The sequence below is a fragment of the Vibrio sp. M260118 genome (assembly GCF_036533755.1).
In the GTDB taxonomy this organism is placed as follows: Bacteria; Pseudomonadota; Gammaproteobacteria; order Enterobacterales; family Vibrionaceae; genus Vibrio.
In genome coordinates, this window is record NZ_JATABG010000048.1 from 1 (window position 1) to 18486 (window position 18486).

General features: G+C 41.4%; 17 protein-coding genes and 1 pseudogene. 5 read left to right on the forward strand and 13 right to left on the reverse strand.

The features are described from left to right. Positions 1–113 precede the first annotated feature (113 nt). On the reverse strand, positions 114–608 hold the full coding sequence (gene coaD, locus QTO00_RS05050) for a pantetheine-phosphate adenylyltransferase (protein WP_331423426.1): 495 nt from the start codon (positions 606–608) through the stop codon (positions 114–116). Between the two features lie 106 nt (positions 609–714). On the opposite strand from coaD, the gene QTO00_RS05055 reads away from it, so the two are divergent. Beyond that, complete coding sequence (locus QTO00_RS05055) at positions 715–1764, forward strand: glycosyltransferase family 9 protein (RefSeq protein WP_331423400.1); 1050 nt, start codon at positions 715–717, stop codon at positions 1762–1764. Positions 1765–1866: 102 nt separating this feature from the next. On the opposite strand, the gene QTO00_RS05060 is transcribed toward QTO00_RS05055, so the two are convergent. Both QTO00_RS05060 and QTO00_RS05065 read right to left on the reverse strand, forming a co-directional pair. Next, the gene (locus QTO00_RS05060; RefSeq protein ID WP_331423401.1) at positions 1867–2652 is read right to left on the reverse strand and encodes a glycosyltransferase family 2 protein; all 786 of its coding nucleotides are present in this window, start codon (positions 2650–2652) and stop codon (positions 1867–1869) included. Further along, positions 2652–3728, reverse strand: a complete 1077-nt coding sequence (locus tag QTO00_RS05065; RefSeq protein ID WP_331423403.1) for a glycosyltransferase family 9 protein — start codon at positions 3726–3728, stop codon at positions 2652–2654. Before QTO00_RS05065 ends, QTO00_RS05060 begins: the two co-directional genes overlap by 1 nt. Before the next feature lie 93 nt (positions 3729–3821). On the opposite strand from QTO00_RS05065, the gene QTO00_RS05070 reads away from it, so the two are divergent. Both QTO00_RS05070 and QTO00_RS05075 read left to right on the forward strand, forming a co-directional pair. Continuing rightward, complete coding sequence (locus QTO00_RS05070; protein ID WP_331423405.1) at positions 3822–4511, forward strand: 3-deoxy-D-manno-octulosonic acid kinase; 690 nt, start codon at positions 3822–3824, stop codon at positions 4509–4511. 8 nt (positions 4512–4519) lie between these two features. Next, a complete protein-coding gene (locus QTO00_RS05075) occupies positions 4520–5248 on the forward strand; it encodes a glycosyltransferase family 25 protein (RefSeq protein ID WP_331423407.1) in 729 nt (242 codons plus the stop codon). A 179-nt stretch (positions 5249–5427) separates the two neighbouring features. Here the strand turns inward: QTO00_RS05075 and QTO00_RS20970 are convergent. The 10 genes and pseudogenes from QTO00_RS20970 to rfaD all read right to left on the reverse strand — a co-directional run. Further along, a pseudogene (locus tag QTO00_RS20970) lies at positions 5428–5631 on the reverse strand (CatB-related O-acetyltransferase); the annotation flags it as partial. A 361-nt stretch (positions 5632–5992) separates the two neighbouring features. Beyond that, a complete protein-coding gene (locus QTO00_RS05085) occupies positions 5993–6931 on the reverse strand; it encodes a WavE lipopolysaccharide synthesis family protein (protein ID WP_331423410.1) in 939 nt (312 codons plus the stop codon). Between the two features lie 51 nt (positions 6932–6982). After that, positions 6983–8029 (reverse strand): hypothetical protein, encoded by a 1047-nt coding sequence (locus QTO00_RS05090; RefSeq protein WP_331423412.1) that lies wholly within the window; start codon positions 8027–8029, stop codon positions 6983–6985. A gap of 3 nt (positions 8030–8032) precedes the next feature. After that, the gene (locus QTO00_RS05095; RefSeq protein ID WP_331423413.1) at positions 8033–8905 is read right to left on the reverse strand and encodes a phosphotransferase family protein; all 873 of its coding nucleotides are present in this window, start codon (positions 8903–8905) and stop codon (positions 8033–8035) included. Positions 8906–8919: 14 nt separating this feature from the next. Next, a complete protein-coding gene (waaA, locus tag QTO00_RS05100) occupies positions 8920–10194 on the reverse strand; it encodes a lipid IV(A) 3-deoxy-D-manno-octulosonic acid transferase (protein ID WP_331423415.1) in 1275 nt (424 codons plus the stop codon). A 21-nt stretch (positions 10195–10215) separates the two neighbouring features. Further along, a complete protein-coding gene (locus QTO00_RS05105; RefSeq protein ID WP_331423417.1) occupies positions 10216–11007 on the reverse strand; it encodes a glycosyltransferase family 32 protein in 792 nt (263 codons plus the stop codon). A 185-nt stretch (positions 11008–11192) separates the two neighbouring features. Then, positions 11193–12221, reverse strand: coding sequence for a lipopolysaccharide heptosyltransferase II (gene waaF, locus QTO00_RS05110; protein ID WP_331423418.1), 1029 nt, complete (start codon positions 12219–12221; stop codon positions 11193–11195). Beyond that, complete coding sequence (locus QTO00_RS05115; RefSeq protein WP_331423419.1) at positions 12218–13411, reverse strand: O-antigen ligase family protein; 1194 nt, start codon at positions 13409–13411, stop codon at positions 12218–12220. The genes waaF and QTO00_RS05115 overlap by 4 nt, the downstream gene beginning before the upstream one ends. Next, positions 13371–14993: a polysaccharide deacetylase family protein gene (locus QTO00_RS05120; RefSeq protein WP_331423420.1), complete on the reverse strand. Its 1623-nt coding sequence runs from the start codon at positions 14991–14993 to the stop codon at positions 13371–13373. Before QTO00_RS05120 ends, QTO00_RS05115 begins: the two co-directional genes overlap by 41 nt. A gap of 94 nt (positions 14994–15087) precedes the next feature. Next, complete coding sequence (gene rfaD / locus QTO00_RS05125; RefSeq protein ID WP_331423421.1) at positions 15088–16029, reverse strand: ADP-glyceromanno-heptose 6-epimerase; 942 nt, start codon at positions 16027–16029, stop codon at positions 15088–15090. 150 nt (positions 16030–16179) lie between these two features. Between rfaD and rfbB the strand changes: the two genes are divergently transcribed. Together rfbB and rfbA are read left to right on the forward strand one after the other, a co-directional pair. Then, complete coding sequence (gene rfbB, locus QTO00_RS05130) at positions 16180–17241, forward strand: dTDP-glucose 4,6-dehydratase (protein WP_331423422.1); 1062 nt, start codon at positions 16180–16182, stop codon at positions 17239–17241. Positions 17242–17245: 4 nt separating this feature from the next. Continuing rightward, positions 17246–18142: a glucose-1-phosphate thymidylyltransferase RfbA gene (gene rfbA / locus QTO00_RS05135; protein ID WP_331423423.1), complete on the forward strand. Its 897-nt coding sequence runs from the start codon at positions 17246–17248 to the stop codon at positions 18140–18142. Positions 18143–18486 lie beyond the last annotated feature (344 nt).

Here is an 18486-nt window from a genome sequence, read left to right on the forward strand (position 1 = left end):
AGCTCTCTAGCTCTCTAGCTCTCTAGCTCTCTAGCTCTCTAGCTCTCTAGCTCTCTAGCTCTCTAGCTCTCTAGCTCTCTAGCTCTCTAGCTCTCTAGCTCTCCAGTTATCCATTAAACATGCGCCTTGGTTTTTAGCGCTTCCGCTACCACTTTTGGCACAAAGTTGGTCACGTCACCACCGTGAATGGCTACTTCACGCACTATGGTTGAAGAGATAAAAGCATGCTCTTCAGCGGGAGTTAAAAACACACTTTCTAATCCTGGCATAAGACGGCGATACATATTAGTCAGGCCAAATTCGTATTCGAAGTCGACAGTGGTACGCAGACCACGAATCAAAACATTAGCTTGTTCTTGTTTAGCAAAATCGACCATCAGACCGGAAAAGCCCTTAGAGCTAACATTATCTAAGTGCTTTGTAACATCTTGAGTGAACTGAACACGCTCATCCAAGGTAAACATGGTGTTTTTACTTGGGCTAGCTGCAACGGCGATGATGACTTCATCAAACATATCTGCGGCTCGTTCAATCAAGTCTAGGTGTCCGTTAGTAATAGGATCAAATGTTCCCGGATAGATGACTCGGGATAGGCGTTTTTGGCTCACTTTGCGCGTCTCTAATTTTTCCATCTCCTTCAATGTTAACAAAAAGGCTCACAATTACCCACTGAAGCCGTTATCATTGGAACAAAAGATAGATGTGGATTGAGTGATGAAAAAAATACTGGTAGTGAGAAACGACAAAATCGGCGATTTTATGTTGGCATGGCCGAGTTTTGCCATGCTTAAAGCGTCGCTACCAGATTGTCAGATTACAGCGCTGGTGCCTAATTATACGGTTGCGCTTGCCGAGCTATGCCCATGGATCGACCATGTGCTAGTTGATCCGACAAAGAATGCTTCAAAACAAACGCAAAATGAACTGATTGAACAGATTCGTCACGAACAGTTTGATGCTTCCATTAACTTATTCTCTACCACTTACAACGCCAAGTTAGTTTGGAAGGGCAAGATTCCTTACCGCTTAGCTCCAGCGACTAAGCTTGCGCAGATCTTCTATAACAAGCGCATTAAGCAAAAGCGTTCACAATCGGCTAAGCCAGAATTTGAATACAACCTTGATCTTATTCGCGCCTTTTTAAGTGATATTGGCAAGCCTATCGTTGAACCTTCAGCACCTTACTTACCGTTTAGCTCACAGCAGTTGGAGCAGCAAAAAGGCAAGTTGGCACAACAACTCGAATTGGATGTAAACAAGCCTTGGGTTTATGTTCATGCCGGTAGTGGAGGCTCTGCCAATAATCTTTCTTTAGAGCAGTACACACAGCTTGTCAGCGGTTTAGCTGGTGAATTTGAAGTGGTCTTAACCGCTGGGCCAGGTGAAGAACTAAAAGCCGCTGAGTTGCAGCAATTGATGGCTAGCCGCGGTAGAAATGCAGCGCTTTATGATAACAACGATGGTTTGGTTGATTTTTCTTGCTCGATTGCTTGTGCCGATATGTTTATCGCAGGTTCAACTGGCCCGTTACATATTGCGGCGGCGATTGATGTGCCGACGGTTGGTTTCTTTCCAAGTAAACGTTCTGCCACGCCACTACGCTGGCAACCGATCAATTCAGAAGGGAATCATATCGCTTTTTGCCCACCACAAGCTGAAGATAAAGCAAGCCAGGAAGATATGGCGCGTATTGATGTCGAAAAGGTGTTGGAAGAGTTACAGCCTTGGGCAGAGACGTTTTTAGGAAAAAGTATCAGCGCTTAAGTTGGTGGAATATAGAAGGCTGAGTTGATCTCAGCCTTTTGTTTTTATACTCGTTACTCGTTACTCGTTACTCGTTACTCGTTACTCGTTACTCGTTACTCGTTACTCGTTACTCGGCATTTGTTCTGTTTCTGTTCGAATCCATAAATCTGCATATTTGACAAAGGTAGAATGTGCAGAGAGTAGTGACAGCAGGAAGCCCTGTTTACCATCTAAGAAGCCAGCTTTAACGACATACATTTTCAAAAAGCAGCCCAACGCATGAAGAATACCTTGTGAGATGCTGCTCTTTTTACCCTTTTTCTCTCGCTGCTCTGCCCACGCTTTCGCATAGCCCGCTGACTTAACCAAGTAATGGTTCATATCATTGTAGGTAAAGTGAATCAGGTCACCATTAAGGTTTTCAACCTTCATCTTCCCAGTTACTTCGACTTTCTCATGCACTAACGCATCATTGTACTGAGTCAGTTTCGTTGGATATAAGCGCAGAACGCGGTCTGGGTACCAGCCACAATGACGAATATAACGACCAAACACCCAACTTAAGCGCGCAGTTTGATAGATGGTTGATGGTTCATTGTTAGCAACCGCAGCTAAGATGCTCCCTTTCAGTTCAGGCGTGACACGCTCATCCGCATCGAGCCACAGAATATAATCTGACTCGACATAAGACTGTGCGATACGACGTTGAGGCCCGAATCCTGGCCACTCTTGATTGACGAAAAATTTGTCGGTAAAAGTTCGTGCCACTTGTTCTGTTGTGTCTGTGCTTCCAGAATCGAGGACGACAATTTCATCAACCCAGTCATGGACGGTTTCTAAGCAAGCTTTAAGATGCTGCGCTTCGTTTTTTACGATTAGGGCAACGGCAATGGTTGGTTTACTCACTAGGATACCTCTGTAGTGGGTGATGGTAAGTTTAAATCAGAGACTACTTTATCAAACATAGCGATAACTTGCTGAGCCTCAATACGTTGCATGGCGTTTTTGTCTTTCACTCGTGCACGCCAACTCAGCTCTTTTGATGTTTTGCCTGTCTCGGCTTTAATGGCTTCTTCATAGGCCGACACAACATAGTGGCGATACTGATAAGGCCCTGTTCGCTCAGGATTATGATGAGCATAAAGACCAATGACTGGGGTGCTAACCGCATTAGCCATATGAGCTGGGCCTGTATCTGGTGCAACGACGAGGTTGGCTTTATCTAATAGCGCTAACATCTCTTTGAGAGAACTTTTACCAACCAAGTTGCTCATAGTAATATTAATCAAACTCTCGACTTTCGCGGCAAGATCTAGTTCTACTTGAGCAGGGCTACCAGCTAAAATAATGTTCCAACCTGCTTGATGTGCATGCTGAATCAGCTCAGCATAGCCTTCTGCTGTCCAGTTTTTATAGGCTTTACTCGCTGCGGGAACAATTACTAGGTTTGGCTTGATCGCGTCAAGCTGAGCGGTCGCCCAGTCCAAATCATCCGTAGAGTAGTCAATCCGCCATTTCGGTGACATATCTTGTACACCGAGCGTTTCACCAAAGGCAAGTAACCCATCGAGAACATGCATGGTTTGCGGTGAAGGGACTTTGACATTGGTAAACAAGTGTTGAAAGTCTTGGCTACGCGTGGGGTCAAAGCCGAGTTTGTGCTTCGCCTTGATACCTAAAGTCGCAATGCTGGCTCTAAACGCGTATTGCATATGCAGGAGAGCGTCAAAGCGATAGTCTTTTAGCTCGCGCCACAGTGATTTATAGCCAGACCAGCCATCTTTTTTATCAAACACCATCACTGTGATGTTGTCTAAATCTTCAATTAACTTTGCTTCCAGTTTGCCTGTTATCCAGACGATTTCAGTCTTAGGCCACTGGCGCTGTATCGCTTGTACAGCTGCAACGGTATTACAGACGTCACCAATCGCAGACAAGCGCAGTACGCAGAGAGATTTAGGAGCAGAGGAAAAAAGTGGCATATTAATTTCAGTTAGCAAGTAATAGCGAAGATTATGCAGAGAGGCTCAATAAATGTAAAATGGCGGCGCAAATAAATTGAGAGATCACCACGCATGAAGACTTTGCAGTTTGATAATCAGACCATATGGTATGACGAAGAGCTACTCAAAGAAGACCCTAAACAAGTTTTCGAACCAAGCTATTGGCAGCAAAACGGCAAAGTCATTGGCAGCGCTCAAGGGCGTGGTACTACTTGGTTTGTGCAAACAGAGTCAATACCTGCAGCGCTGCGGCACTATCGTCGTGGTGGTCTATTCGGCAAACTGGTTAAAGACAGTTACCGCTTTTCAGGTTGGGAGCAAACGCGCAGTTATCAAGAGTTTCAGCTTTTGAATACGCTAACCCAAGCGGGAGTCAACGTCCCTAAGCCAATTGCAGCTCGTGCGATCAAAAGTAGCTTGAGTTATACCGCGGATTTGTTGAGTGAAAAGATACCTAATGCCAGAGATTTGGTATCAATTCTGGTAGAAAAGCCACTTTCTGCAGAGGTATATCAGAAAATTGGCCAAGAAATCCGTAAGATGCATAACGCGCAAGTGAACCACACTGACCTCAATATCCATAACATCTTGCTTGATGAAGACGAAAAAGTTTGGATTATCGATTTCGATAAGTGTTACCAACAAGCAGGGAGTAGTTGGAAACAGGGGAACTTAGAGCGGTTGAAGCGCTCTTTTGAGAAAGAAGTGGGGAAGAGGCATATTAAGTGGTCTCACAGTGATTGGAAAAACATAGGTATTTAGGCAAGCATATGAAGATCTTTGTTATCAGTTTGATTGGTTCTGTTGAAAGAAGGGAGCGAGTTAAACAAGAGCTTAATGGTGTTTCATTTCAGTTTTTTGATGCCATAAATGGCCGTGAAGGTCTACCTGAAATTTTAGAGCAGAGAATCGATGATAACCATAGAAAGCTCTTTAGAAGCAGACCTTTAACTCCAGGAGAAAGGGGCGTATACGCTAGTCACTATTTACTTTGGCAACAGTGTATCGCACTTGATGAGCCGATCGTTATTCTAGAGGATGACTTCAAGGCAACTAAGTATTTTGATGATGTTATTTCCCATTTAGATGAGATGGCGAAAGGTTATGATTATGTGCGCCTTGAGCCACAGTATACCGAAAGCTCAAACTTAGGGTTTGATGAAATTGTACAGAAAGTACTATGGTTGGATAACTCAAAAGGCGCTACGGGGTATATGTTGACACCAGTTGCGGCTAAAAAGTTCTTACAAGCTAGTGAGCGCTGGATATGTGCAGTAGACAACTTTATTTCTGAAACCTACTTACACGGGGTGCCAAGCGTAGGTGTTATTCCTTACGCGATTTATGCGCCAAATGATATGGAAAGTACGATCCAAGGGCTGTCTAAATTACAGAAAGTCCCTCTTATCTTCAAGGTAACGAGAGAGCTACACAGGTTTTATCGATTTTTGCTTATGTCTCTTTGGAACCGAAGAATGTTGAAGCAATTAAGAAAGTGATACCTTACTTAGTTATGAAGCGCCCATGATGCTTCATAACTAAAAGTAGTCTAGAGGGTAATTTTTCTGGCTTTGAACTGAGTAATTTCTCCTGCCTCTATTTGGGTTATTAGTGAACTTAAAAAGTCGGCGGCATTATCTTTGAAAGAGATATCTTCAAAATCCAAGTAAGAGTATTCCCACCATTTAGTCTCTAGAAGCTTTTTTATAAGCTCTTTATCAAAGCGGTAACGAATTACCTTGGCAGGGACTCCCCCTACAATTGCATAGGGTGGCACATCTTTAGTAACAACAGCGTTAGCTGCAATAACAGCACCATCAGAGATTGTTATTCCTGGCTTAAGCGTTACGTTTTGTCCAATCCAAACGTCGTTGCCTATGATGAGTTTGTCTTCCTCTGGCGAAGAATAGGTTTGGATTTTCCCATTGTTTATCCCAAAAAGATTACAATATGTGATTGGACTAGTCGTGATTCTCTCTATAGGGTGCTGAAAGCCCATTATTTCCAAACCTTTTGCGATCGAGGTGTATCTCCCTACTGTTGCATAGTTTGGAAGGACAGAGTGGGAATAGGAAAAGCTTCCCATACTCCAAATGTATTTAGATTTTGGGTAGGTACATGATTCTTCAATGACTATAGGGCGCTCGCAAGCGGAAACTTTTCCCCAGTAATGACGGGAAGATAAAGTAATGTTGAGGGTCTTGAGTTGTTTTCGTTGCTGTAGTGACAGGAAAAACTTCCGATTATGCATGCCTATTACTCTTATCTAAAAAAAAGCGTAGCACCTGAGACTCATACTTTTTTAAAGTTCGTTTGAGGCGCTTATTATCCCAAGATCTGTTTTCGATTCCAGAAAACTCTTTCCAGTCTGCAAGATCAATTTCCAGTGCTAAGTTACCTCGATTATAAAAGCGCTCAGTAACGTCTAGGCCAATGTTCTCGGGTAAATCGACAATTAGGTTATTGGCAATAAATTTCTTCCAATATTCTTTCCCAAGGCCAGCGTGATCTCCTGCTTTAGTATTGAGCGTGTAGTTAATGCCTAACAAGCGAGAAATCCAACTCAAACATAAAAATTGCTCTGTTGCAGGATAGCGAGATTTGTAGCCAGACACTTTATTAAAGCGCAATTCAGGTACAAAGTTCCCGTTCCAAATTTTTAGCAAGTCCGCAGTTTCACCAAAATCAAACAGATCGCTTTTATGGTAATGTACTTCTCTTCCCGCATGAGATGAAATAAAGAACGTACTACTAGTAACTACACGTGAGTTTAGCAAGGCATGTTTACTGTCTCTTGGTGTTCCTGAATATTTCTCGTACAGCTCAACAAAGCCTCTACCAGTTAGTAGATTATCTGTCCTCATTTTTACGGCGAACTTAGTTTCAACTTTAGCTAACCCCATGTGTGAGCTATGTAGTTGACGATTATTGTTGAGTTGAATTCGTTCGTTACCATGATAAATGAAGTTAGGCCCTGGGTCGTCAAGCTCAAGCACTAGGTCATAATCTAAGCCTTGATGAGGGTGTCCTTTCCATGTCGATAAAACGATTTTAGACTCTGGAAAGTGATACCTAATGGAATTCAAACACTGTTCGGTTATCCCCTTAACTTGATCGCGCCCGGAGGTCGCTTGGATAGGGCCTTGAACAACGAATGTAATGTCTTGGTTTGGTATAGTCATGGGCGTCTATTATCGAGTGAGCCCAGCCAATAACTGAATGGGCATAACCAATTAATCATCAAAGAGGTGGCTTAATGTATCGCTATCTCGTTCTAGATTGATAGCAACGGCAGATGGGTATGGGTTCGTTGCTGAATGGTCGTTGATTAGGTAGCGACGGGTATGCGGTAAACCAAATAGGCATCTATCAACACGCACACCAAACTTTGCTAGCTCTTGAGTTGTATACTCAATTTCACTTTCAGGTCTTGATGAAGTTAATACCAAAAATAGTCCACCATCTTTTTGTAGTTCAGCAATTTTGGTTAAGTTTGCTTCAAGTCCAGGTGTTTTCCAGCCGTTCTTGGCAAACTTACTTCCGTTCTTAAGCAATACACCATCAACGTCACAGAAGACAGTCATGTGTTTTTTGCAGAAGTGCCGGTACTCGCGCAGGGTACCCCAATCAACATATTCACATGCGGAGCGACGGACGAACTCTTCGTTCGACATCAGCATCTTATATATTACATGCGAAATGTATACTTCCTTGTCAGATGAAATATTCTCAAAGGTAGAGCAAAACTCTTGAGCAGAACGGAAACTATAGCCACCACAACAGAAAAAGTTACTGATAACTTCTTTTTCTACAATGTTTGAGATAACCCCTAAAGAGTCGACTTCTACATAACTCTTGTTTTTGGCATCCACAAGCTCAATATCGTTGAGGTCAATGGTCGTGACCGCATTGATTGGTTCTGGAGAACATGAAAACTTATTGTCGCAGTCTTTGATAAAGAAAGAGCCTTCTATTTGACCTTGTTTGATCGCCTGATAGATAGTCTCTGATTGCGATGAGGTTGGTTCTTTTAAAACAACAAAATCTGGAGTTACACCTGTTGCGCGAATAAAGCTTTCCGAGACAACTTCTTGAGACGTGTACTTGTCCAAATGTTCTTGTAAACAGACGATAACTACGCGATCAAACTTCTCTAAGTCGATAGCCTCGATCGATTTCTCAAGCATTAGTTTACCATCTGGCATAGTCAGTAGCCATTTTGGTCTCATGTTGGGAAATCGAGAAGAGCGCCCCGCGACGGGTAAAATTAGTGTAAACATAAGTTATCCTGTTATTTTTTGCATAGTCTTGGCCATTGCCCAATTAAACCAAGTAATTGTAACATCATCGTGTTCTTGGATATAAGGTGCGATTCTAAGGATGGTGAGAGCTTCAATGACTCTCATCTCATACTCAAACAACCTTTCTAATGTAGCTAAGAAAGATGGTTTCGCATGCTCGCAAAAAATTTCACCTTTGATTCTGACACTGGCTTTTTCTTTTCTAAAGCTCCAACCAAAGTCGAAGTCTTGAATTAGCTTAGCTGCGTCCTGTAAAGGACTATTAATGTCACAACTAAGAAAGTCGAATAAAGTAAGTTGATTATCTTCAGTAATTTTGAGGTTGGATAGGGTTAAGTCACCGTGGCATGTGCCTAAGGGTAGATCCAAATCTTTAGTGCAATAGTTAAGCAATGTTTCTATATGAACTAAAGTATTGGGTAGCATGGTCTCTTTTCCGGAAAGATTTTCTTTAATTGATAAGATCTTTTTTCGAACGGCTTCTACCGGGTATGTGCCGTCTTCACTTTGGGATACCGAATTAATTAAGTAAAAATCTAGCGCCGTTTTTAAGTTTTTCGCGACAGTTTTAGAGCCTTTATAGGCAACTTGCTCACCACCTAGGCCTTCAATGAATGGCATAGAAACCGACAGTTCATTGTCCGTTTTGCTTATATCAAGCACTGGTATTGCTGAAATTGTATAAGATGGTGTCACCAAGGGTGTAAAGTGACGCTGCTTAGTAATGGCTTCATGGTTCCGATCTAGCGATGAATAAATTGTCTTTCGCACAAGATAGGAGTTTGACTCTTGAATGACTTCAAGTTCTGCACCGGAGTGAGAGGCAGCTTGAATTTTACTGTTTATTTCTCGCATATCTAGCTACAACCTTACTTATTATCCAGATTCCCGATAAGGCTAATGGTAGTTTCTATTGCGCCCGAATTGCTTTGCACAAACTCTAATGCTGCCCGGCCTTTATTAATCCTAAGTGAGTCATTGTTAAACAGAGACAGCAAGCTTTCAAAGAGTTCTTCGCTACTTTGTATAACTGAGCACGCATTATGTGCGATCAAAGCTTGCGTAATATCTTGAAAGTTGTAGAAGCTAGGGCCAGTTAACGTTGCTTTTGCCAACGCTGCCGGCTCTAATAAATTGTGCCCACCCACTTTATCTCCGATAAGGCTTCCTCCCATAAAACAAATGTCTGATGCTTGAATTAATTCAAACATTTCTCCCATTGTATCGCCAAGGTAGACTTGAGTTGAACTAATGACTTTCTCTTCACTACTTCTTGATACCGTCATAAAGTTCGCTTCTGAAAGAGACTTTACTTTAGAGAACCGTTCTGGATGTCTAGGAACCAAAATAAGAATCGCGTCAGGTTTATGCTTCAGAAGAGACGCGTGTGCAGAGAGAACTACCTCATCTTCACCTTCATGCGTACTCGCTGCAATCCAAACTGGGCGAGATAAACCGAGTGTCTTCCTTAGGTCATGACCTTTGGTTTTTGTTTCTTGTTTAACCACTATGTCGAACTTAATTGAACCAGAGACAGATAGTTTCTCTGCATTAACACCTAACTTTTTAAAATTGTTTGCATCGTTAGGATACTGACAAACTATCCTGGTAATGCAGCGATTTAGTTGCTTGGCTAGAGTTGGTACCTTTTTGTAACCGTTGCACGACTTATCAGAGAGACGGGCATTGACTAATGTTACAGGAATGCCTGCGTGATTCGATAGGTGCAACGTATTTGGCCATATCTCGGTTTCCATAATAATTAGCTGACAAGGTCTAATGACTTTAAGGAATCGGTTAATGGCAAAAGGAAAGTCAAAAGGCATATACCTATGTGTTACGAGTTTCCCCAATTTTTTTGCTTGTTCTGCACCGGTCGCAGTGGTAGTCGTAAGAACGATGTTTACCTCAGGGTACCGCTCTTTTAATTTATAAATTAGAGGTGTGGCAGCTATTGTTTCTCCCATAGAGACAGCATGAACCCAAATTGGTCTCTCATTATATTGAAGAGCAGGGGTAAATCCCCAGTGCTCTCTCCATCGAGAGCCCACTCTAGGCTTACCCGATTTAACCTTATAGAGGCTATAGATAAACACTGGCGATACAAGAGAGAGTAGCACTGTATAGACGAGTCTGAAGATCAAAGCGAATAACCTGTTTAGTCGTTATTTCTTAATTAAATCGTCAGGATCTAAATGAGTCCATTTTCCGCGTGGTTTATCCATATATTGAAAGTACTCGTTTGTGAATGAGCCTTGGATACACACATAGTTTCGATCACGAGATTGAGCCTCTTTATTTTCCAAGACTCGGTTTAGCACCATAGGACCAGTGGTATCAAAAACACCTTTGACACGTTCGCCTTGAGCGTAGTTCATAACATTATCAACGATAATGTCCAATGCTTCTTTGAATATAGGGTTGTTTGGTTCAGTTGCTAAAAAATAGTTGGTGTATTCGGTATTGTTCTTTATCTTGATAAATAACGCAGACTCGATACCAGCCAAAATTCGTTTTAGTGGCCACACTAAAGTTGCGTCGATATCCATATAGATCCCTCCTTCTTTGTGTAAAACAGCGAGGCGCCATACATCAGCCTGAGCCGCCCCATCGTTTAGCTTCAGATAGCTTTCGTACACGTCGGGAGATGCGTTGTTTTTTAGGTACTCTCCGCGAGCTTCTGTGCTGACGTATCGATAATCATAATCGAGCGACATCAAACGATTGAAGAGATAATTAAGATAGACAGGTAAGGTCGACTTATTAGAAAAGTTTGTCTGCCAGATAATTTTGGTTACATCGCTTGTACGATTTGTATGAACCTTAGCTGCAGAGTATTCAGGAATCGTAAAGCGAAGTTTTGGAAAAACAAAGTGAAATGGATATGACAGTACTTTGAAAATGTTACCAACCAATTTAATGGCTCGATTGGAAATTAAGATTGAAGCTGTGTTCATAAAGTTGTTACCTATGATGGCTTGAGCAGTACGAGTCAAGTCAAATTCGTTCTGTTATATGATGGAACTGACGTTGGTCAGAACAATGTGTGAGCTACTGAATAGAGTATATCTAACTGGCTCAGTGGAACAAAACTTTCGAATACCAGAAAATGAAAATAGTTGGCCTGTTTGTACGTGAAATACTATTTGATGAATTCTTTTAGAGCATCTATCACGGTGTTCGGTGTTAGTTTGTTAAGACAATCCAAATGACCAAGTGGGCATTCTCTCTTAAAGCATGGTCGACACTCAACATCGGTGTGAACCATTTTCAGTTGTTGTGTGAGAGGGGGGGTGTATTTTGGCGAGCTTGAGCCATAAATAGCAACGATGTTGCACCCGACAGCAGCAGATACATGCATTAATCCCGAATCATTACTGATGACAGTGTGGCATGCTGCTAATAGGTCGATGGCCTCGATTAATGAGGTATCTCCCGCTAAATTGAAACAAAGCTGCTGTTGTTCGTTTGACAGTTTGGAGCGGATTAGCTCACAGACTTCTCTATCTTTGGCTGAGCCAAATAACCAAACTTGATAACCGTTGTCTATCACAAACTGGGCGACTTGAGCATAGTAATGATCTGGCCAACGTTTTGCGGGGCCAAATTCTGCTCCTGGGCATAGCCCTATAATAGGTCGAGTGCTCTCTAGACCTAAGCGATCTCTTGCGTTGTTTTGGCTGGCTAAGTCGACGGTTAGACTTGGTCTAGGGCAATTTGCTAGTTCGACTTCGTTTAGCATATCGCCTTTGGCGTGTGCTAAAGCAACATACCTTTCGACCATATATTGGAAGACACGCTTATCTGGTCTTAAGTCATTGAGCAGGCCATAACGCATTTCACCTTTCCAACCTGTTCGTGAACTAATACCAGCAAAGAATGGAATCAAAGCAGATTTGGCTGAGTTTGGCAGAATGTAAGCGTTGGTATAATCGCTATTAGCCAGTTTTCGAGCCAACTTCCAGCGGCCCTTTAAGTTAAATTCACCATGCCCCATAGGCATCTCAATTGCTTGATTGACTTCAGGCATACGCTCCAAGATAGGTTTACACCAAGCAGGAGCAAGGACATCTATTTCAGCTTTTGGATGTTGATACCTTAACGTAGTATAAAGGCTTTGCGACATTACCATATCGCCAACCCAAGATGGACCAATTATTAGAATTTTCATTGCTTGTGTACCTGTTCCCTGTGGTATCTTTCTGCAGAAATATTAGCGAAGAAAATTGCCAGCATAAATCCATAGAAGGAGCCGATTAAATTAGCTGTTAATGGAACTTCTGTTAGCCCAAAAATGGTAAATCCAGCGACAAACATTGCTCCGGGTAAAGCCCAATTAGAATGCACACTGACATGATGCCTAATAAATAGCATTAATGGTACAAACAAGGTGGTAAATATACTAACAATTCCTAGAAGACCATTACTGGCAATCATTTCAAAGTATTGACTGTGAGCATGTCCGCGAGACACATTTGCTGCTCTCTCACCCATCTTTCCGGCCAAGAACAGTTCTTGGTTAAGCTCTTCTCTTTTGTCATATGGTAGCCCGATTGTAGGGTTTTTCTTAAATGCTTCTATAGCGGCAAACCAGTATTGTAGCCTGTCACCTGAAGATACTGCTTGATTGATATTTCCTGAAGAAATTTGTGAGAACTCATATATTGTGAAGTCTATTCGTTGTTTGAAGTCTTGCGAGTATTGATAAGTAGCCGAGCAAACTACAATAAACAGAGTTCCGAAAGCAATAATCAGTTTGAAGTTTAAACTTTTCAACTTGAGAATAGCAATTAGAGTTAAAAGGATCGGAATAGCAAAGATAGCACCGCGTGTTAATGTTAATGTGACAGAAATTATGCCAAGTACAAATGCTATCGTAAGTAAGGCTTTTCTGCTTGAATTAAATACAAGGGAAAAAGCTAAGAAAGCTAAGCTACATGCTAGGTATCCAAAATTGATACTGTAGAGGAAGCCATCAACTCTTACCATTTCAAGGTAATAAAACTGATATACTGCCAATGTAAATGTTGATACACATCCATATATTACACCAAGTTCAAGGTACTCTCGTATATCTACTCTGTATTTTTTCAAGTAATGAGTTAAGGCGATATAAATCGGGATGCATAGTATGAGTCTTATGCCACCCTGAAAATATCGAGTAGTTGTTCCGTCATAGATTGTTACCGGAATAGCTCCGATTAAATAAAAAGAGAGAATAAAAATCACTAGATAGTCAAATTTCCCTAGCGAAATGAACTTTTTATTATTAGTTACGTAAAGCGTTGAAATAACTACCGATAAAGCAATAATCCCTACACTAAAATTTGGAGTGGATAACAGAAAGGTTGGTACTAGCATCTAAAGAACCGTAAGGATATGCAAAAGAAGTTAGAGGCTTATTTAACAGATCTTCTAGCTCTTTCTTATTCTTCTTGATTTCAGTTTCTTGTTCCTTTGGAGTTAAAGTATTTAAATGAGGGTGGCTGACAGTATGCCCACCAATTTCAACGAGTCCAGAGTCCGACAAAGCTTTTAATTCATTTTCATTCATTAAAGGTACTGGTGTTTCCGGATTATCTTTGACTTCTACATCCCAGCGGTTAAAGGTTTCACCTGTAACCGCATATACAACAGCTTTGAAGTTATACTTTCTTAGCAGAGGGAGAAGTAGTTCATAGTTATCTCTATATCCATCATCAACAGTGATGACAATATAGCGCTTGCCATATTCTAGCCGGCTAATTAAGCCTTTGTTAGCTAAGTCTTCAAAAGTAATGGTTTCAAATCCCATGTGTTTGATGAGCTTGAAGTGTTTTTCCAACATATCAACATGCAAATACGTTCCATGTACACCTTTTTCACTGTCGTCACTAATGAAACGGTGGTACATAATGATAGGCATTTCTTTGCGTAGTTTCTCTACATAAACCGTTTGGTAGATGTGCTCAATTTGGTCTACTATCTTTGATAGGCCATAGTTTTCTTTTATCGTTTCAACTATTTGTTTGTAACAATGCTTGCTCTGTAAGCCGTTTATCACCTGTTGCGCGATAGATGTAAAATCAATGTCTAAGTCTTTCGGGCCAATGTCACCGAAGTTGCTCTCCATTGCTTGTTGAATATTACTCTCATTAATTAAGCCAATAGCCTGCGCCTCACCGATTGCAAGTGTTGGTCTACCACAAAGCAGAGACTCCATAGCAACCCGTCCCGCACCGATGACAAGATCTGAGTTTGCTAATACAGAGGCCACATCATTGGAATAGCCACAAAATTCTACGTGCTCGATAAATTTAATAAAGCGAGGTTCGACTTGAGAGCCCGAAACTACCTTAACATCGTAAAGAGAAGTGTCTAGACACTCATCAAGTAGACGATAGCATAGATCGCCTTTAGGTCCAGTAAGACGACCTATAATGGTCACAACCGGTTTTTCATTATCCGGTGCTTCTAGCCAAGTAAACTGATCTGTTTCGATACCGTTTCTGCTTACCTCTAGCTTATGTTCAGGTACCTCTAGCTTTGAAACTAGTTGCTCTTTAATTGCTTCACAAACAGGAAGTGCTTTGTCCCCCATAGCGTGGAATTTTTTACGGGACGCATGCACTGGTTGTCGGCCATGGACAGTAGTAACCATTGGAGTGCCGGTTATTTTACAGGCCACGTGACAACTCCAACTAGAAGCGCGGGAGTGAGCATGAACAAGCTGAATTTTATGCTTTCTTATTAGGTATACTAAGTATGCAACATGCCAAAAACGGCGAGGGATGCTGCGTTTGTTGAAACGTAGCTTGAAATATTCGCCCTTGTAAGGTTTCGTTAAAGTGTCAGACACATAATGAACGTTATGCCCTCTGGCAGTGAGTTCATTGCCAACCGCAGTGGCATAAACTTCTGCACCCGTTACCTCTAACTGCGAGAGTGCCATTAAGATATTCATTATTTAACTCTAATAAATTGAAAAACGCTAAGCAGATTATAGATGAGTGGGTGAGCATAGCGTTTTATCGACGTCTATGTCACCCCTAAGTGATTTAAGAGTTGATGGTTTGCATGTATTCAGCAACGCCTTCCGCGACAGATTTAAACTCATGATCGCAACCTGCTGCGCGCAGCTTAGTTAAATCTGCTTGCGTAAATTCTTGGTAAGCACCTTTTAAGTGCTCAGGGAATGGGATAGTTTCGATTTCGCCTTTGCCATGAAATTTAATTACCGCTTTGGCTACTTCTTCAAACGACTCTGCGTTACCTGTACCTAGGTTAAAGATACCTGAAGCGCCGCTTTCCATAAACCACAAGTTAACAGCAGCCACATCACCAACATAGACGAAGTCACGCTGAAAAGTTTCACTACCCGCAAACAGTTTTGGGTTTTCACCTGCGTTCATCTGGTTGTTGAGGTGGAAGGCTACAGATGCCATTGATCCCTTGTGCTGTTCACGAGGACCATAAACATTGAAGTAACGGAAACCGGTGATTTGAGACAGTTTCTCTCCATGTTCTTCAGCATCTTGCCAAACTCTACGTACATAGTTATCAAACTGCTGTTTCGAGTAACCATATACATTCAATGCACCTTCGTATTTTTTATCTTCGATAAACGTATCAGTTTCACCATAAGTAGCTGCTGAAGATGCATATAGGAAAGGAATCTCACGTTCTAGGCAGTAGTGAAGTAACTCTTTAGAATACTCATAGTTGTTGAGCATCATGTACTTACCATCCCACTCAGTCGTGGCAGAACATGCACCTTCGTGGAAAATTGCTTTGATAGGACCTAGTTCTTCACCAGACATGATTTGTACCAAGAAGTCATCGCGATCCATGTAGTCTGTAAAATCAAGATCTACTAAGTTATGGAATTTTTTACCATTTTTTAGATTATCTACCACAAGGATATCATTGCAGCCTTGCTCATTGAGTTGTTTGATAATGTTGCTACCAATCATGCCAGCGCCACCAGTTACAATAATCATACGATTTCCCAGCTTGAGATAATAATAGTGGTTTCGATTGTACCAATGGTGGCGGTGTTTATCTATAATAGAGAAAAATTATCCTTTTGGTTCTTTCATTTACTCATAAACTTGTAGGTGGTATAGAGCCAGCATTACAGGTTCAATCATATGCTTAAGATACTCGTTACAGGTGGGGCAGGCTTTATCGGCTCAGCTGTTATTCGTCACATTATTGAAAATACATCGAGCTCAGTGGTAAATGTAGACAAGCTAACTTACGCGGGCAATGTAGAATCTCTTGCTTCTGTTGAATCTAATGAGCGTTATGCTTTTGAGCAAGTTGATATTTGTGATCGCAGAGAGCTGGATAGAGTGTTTACTGAGTATCAGCCTAACGCAGTAATGCATTTAGCTGCAGAGTCTCATGTTGACCGTTCTATTGACGGCCCTATGGAATTTATTGGAACCAATATCGTTGGTACATCTACGCTTTTGGAAGCCACACGAACATATTGGAACCAGCTAGCAGATGGTGCTAAGTGCAATTTCAGGTTTCATCATATATCAACAGATGAGGTTTATGGTGATTTGGAAGGCACTGATGATTTATTTACGGAAAGTACGTCATACAAGCCATCAAGTCCTTATTCAGCTTCTAAAGCATCTTCAGATCATTTAGTACGTGCGTGGTCACGTACTTATGGTTTACCTTCAATTGTGACGAATTGCTCCAATAATTATGGACCTTACCATTTTCCAGAGAAATTAATCCCATTAATGATTCTAAATGCCTTAGACGGTAAACCACTGCCTGTTTATGGTGACGGTATGCAAGTAAGGGATTGGCTTTATGTAGATGATCATGCTCGAGCTCTTTATAAAGTGTTAACCGAGGGAAAAGTAGGTGAAACCTATAATATTGGTGGACACAATGAAAAAGCAAATATTGAGGTGGTTGAAGCTATCTGCGCTTTGCTTGAAGAGCTAGTACCTAATAAGCCAAAGAACGTTGAACTATATACTGATTTAATTACTTACGTGGAAGATAGAGCAGGGCATGATGTACGCTATGCCATTGATGCAAGTAAAATTGAGCGTGATTTGGGCTGGAAACCGGATGAAAGTTTTGAGTCTGGGCTAAGGAAGACCGTGGAGTGGTTTTTAAGTAATAAAGTGTGGTGGAGGCGCGTTTTAGATGGATCATATAACTCAGGGTGTTTTGGGAACTAGCTCTATGAAAGGTATTGTTTTGGCGGGTGGTTCTGGCACGCGACTATATCCTATTACACGGGGAGTATCAAAGCAGCTACTTCCTGTTTTCGATAAGCCAATGATTTATTACCCAATTTCTGCTCTGATGCTTGCTGGTATCCGAGATATACTAGTCATAACAACCCCTGAAGACAACGATAGCTTCAGACGCCTATTGGGGGATGGTAGTGACTTTGGCATTTCCATTGACTACGCAGAGCAAGCTAAACCTGAGGGATTGGCTCAAGCGTTTATTATTGGTGAGGAATTTATTGGGCGTGACAATGTTTGTTTGGTTCTTGGTGACAACATCTTCTACGGCCAGTCGTTTTCTCCTAAGCTAAAAGAAGCGGCAGCAAGAAGTTTTGGAGCGACTGTTTTTGGTTATCAGGTAAAAGACCCAGAAAGATTTGGTGTGGTCGAATTTGATGAGAACATGAAAGTTGCTTCTATAGAAGAAAAACCAAGTATTCCAAAATCGAATTTTGCAGTTACAGGACTCTATTTTTATGATAATCGAGTTATTGATTTTGCAAAGCAAGTTAAGCCATCACCACGTGGTGAGTTAGAAATCACTTCTATTAACGATATGTACTTGAAAGATGGAGATCTTAATGTTGAGTTGCTCGGTCGGGGCTTTGCATGGTTAGACACAGGCACACATGAAAGTTTGCACGAGGCATCTTCATTTGTTCAAGCCATTGAAAGTGTTCAAGGTTTGAAAATTGCCTGTCTAGAAGAAATTGCCTGGCGTAACGGTTGGTTGTCCGATGAGGAATTAACACAAAAGGCTCAATCCATGCTGAAAAATGAGTATGGCCAGTATTTGCTTAGACTTCTAGGAAGCAGCAAACAACTTATCCAACCGAATTTGTATTGATTTTTGCAATACTATGCGTAAGTGAATCCTTAGTTTTTGTAGGAGGGTAGCTACATGACAACTCTGATAAAATTGAATTCTATTGGTTAAAATCAATATTTTTCGCGGCCACTTTGAATATGTTTTAACAATTAGTCGCTCGAAACTTAAGATGGCTTGCAAAAATTCAGGGTAGGTAACTTCGAGATGCTCAGAGGAAGGGAGAACTTTAATCTCGCTTTGGCTGTGACATGTGTTCGTTTCTCGAGTAATAACTTCTTTACACTACCAGTAGCAAAATTAGAAAATGTAGCTTAAACAATCAAAACGAGAGGGCAATAAAGCCTTCAGCGCTATTACGATTA

Coding starts and splice junctions, on each gene's coding strand:
- QTO00_RS05095 (WP_331423413.1), bottom strand. CDS start 8,905: ATGCGAGAAATAAACAGTAAAATTCAAGCTGCCTCTCACTCCGGTGCA.
- QTO00_RS05085 (WP_331423410.1), bottom strand. CDS start 6,931: ATGACTATACCAAACCAAGACATTACATTCGTTGTTCAAGGCCCTATC.
- QTO00_RS05075 (WP_331423407.1), top strand. CDS start 4,520: ATGAAGATCTTTGTTATCAGTTTGATTGGTTCTGTTGAAAGAAGGGAG.
- rfbB (WP_331423422.1), top strand. CDS start 16,180: ATGCTTAAGATACTCGTTACAGGTGGGGCAGGCTTTATCGGCTCAGCT.
- QTO00_RS05065 (WP_331423403.1), bottom strand. CDS start 3,728: ATGCCACTTTTTTCCTCTGCTCCTAAATCTCTCTGCGTACTGCGCTTG.
- QTO00_RS05090 (WP_331423412.1), bottom strand. CDS start 8,029: ATGTTTACACTAATTTTACCCGTCGCGGGGCGCTCTTCTCGATTTCCC.
- QTO00_RS05105 (WP_331423417.1), bottom strand. CDS start 11,007: ATGAACACAGCTTCAATCTTAATTTCCAATCGAGCCATTAAATTGGTT.
- rfaD (WP_331423421.1), bottom strand. CDS start 16,029: ATGATTATTGTAACTGGTGGCGCTGGCATGATTGGTAGCAACATTATC.
- rfbA (WP_331423423.1), top strand. CDS start 17,246: ATGAAAGGTATTGTTTTGGCGGGTGGTTCTGGCACGCGACTATATCCT.
- QTO00_RS05070 (WP_331423405.1), top strand. CDS start 3,822: ATGAAGACTTTGCAGTTTGATAATCAGACCATATGGTATGACGAAGAG.
- QTO00_RS05115 (WP_331423419.1), bottom strand. CDS start 13,411: ATGCTAGTACCAACCTTTCTGTTATCCACTCCAAATTTTAGTGTAGGG.
- QTO00_RS05055 (WP_331423400.1), top strand. CDS start 715: ATGAAAAAAATACTGGTAGTGAGAAACGACAAAATCGGCGATTTTATG.
- QTO00_RS05120 (WP_331423420.1), bottom strand. CDS start 14,993: ATGAATATCTTAATGGCACTCTCGCAGTTAGAGGTAACGGGTGCAGAA.
- waaF (WP_331423418.1), bottom strand. CDS start 12,221: ATGAAAATTCTAATAATTGGTCCATCTTGGGTTGGCGATATGGTAATG.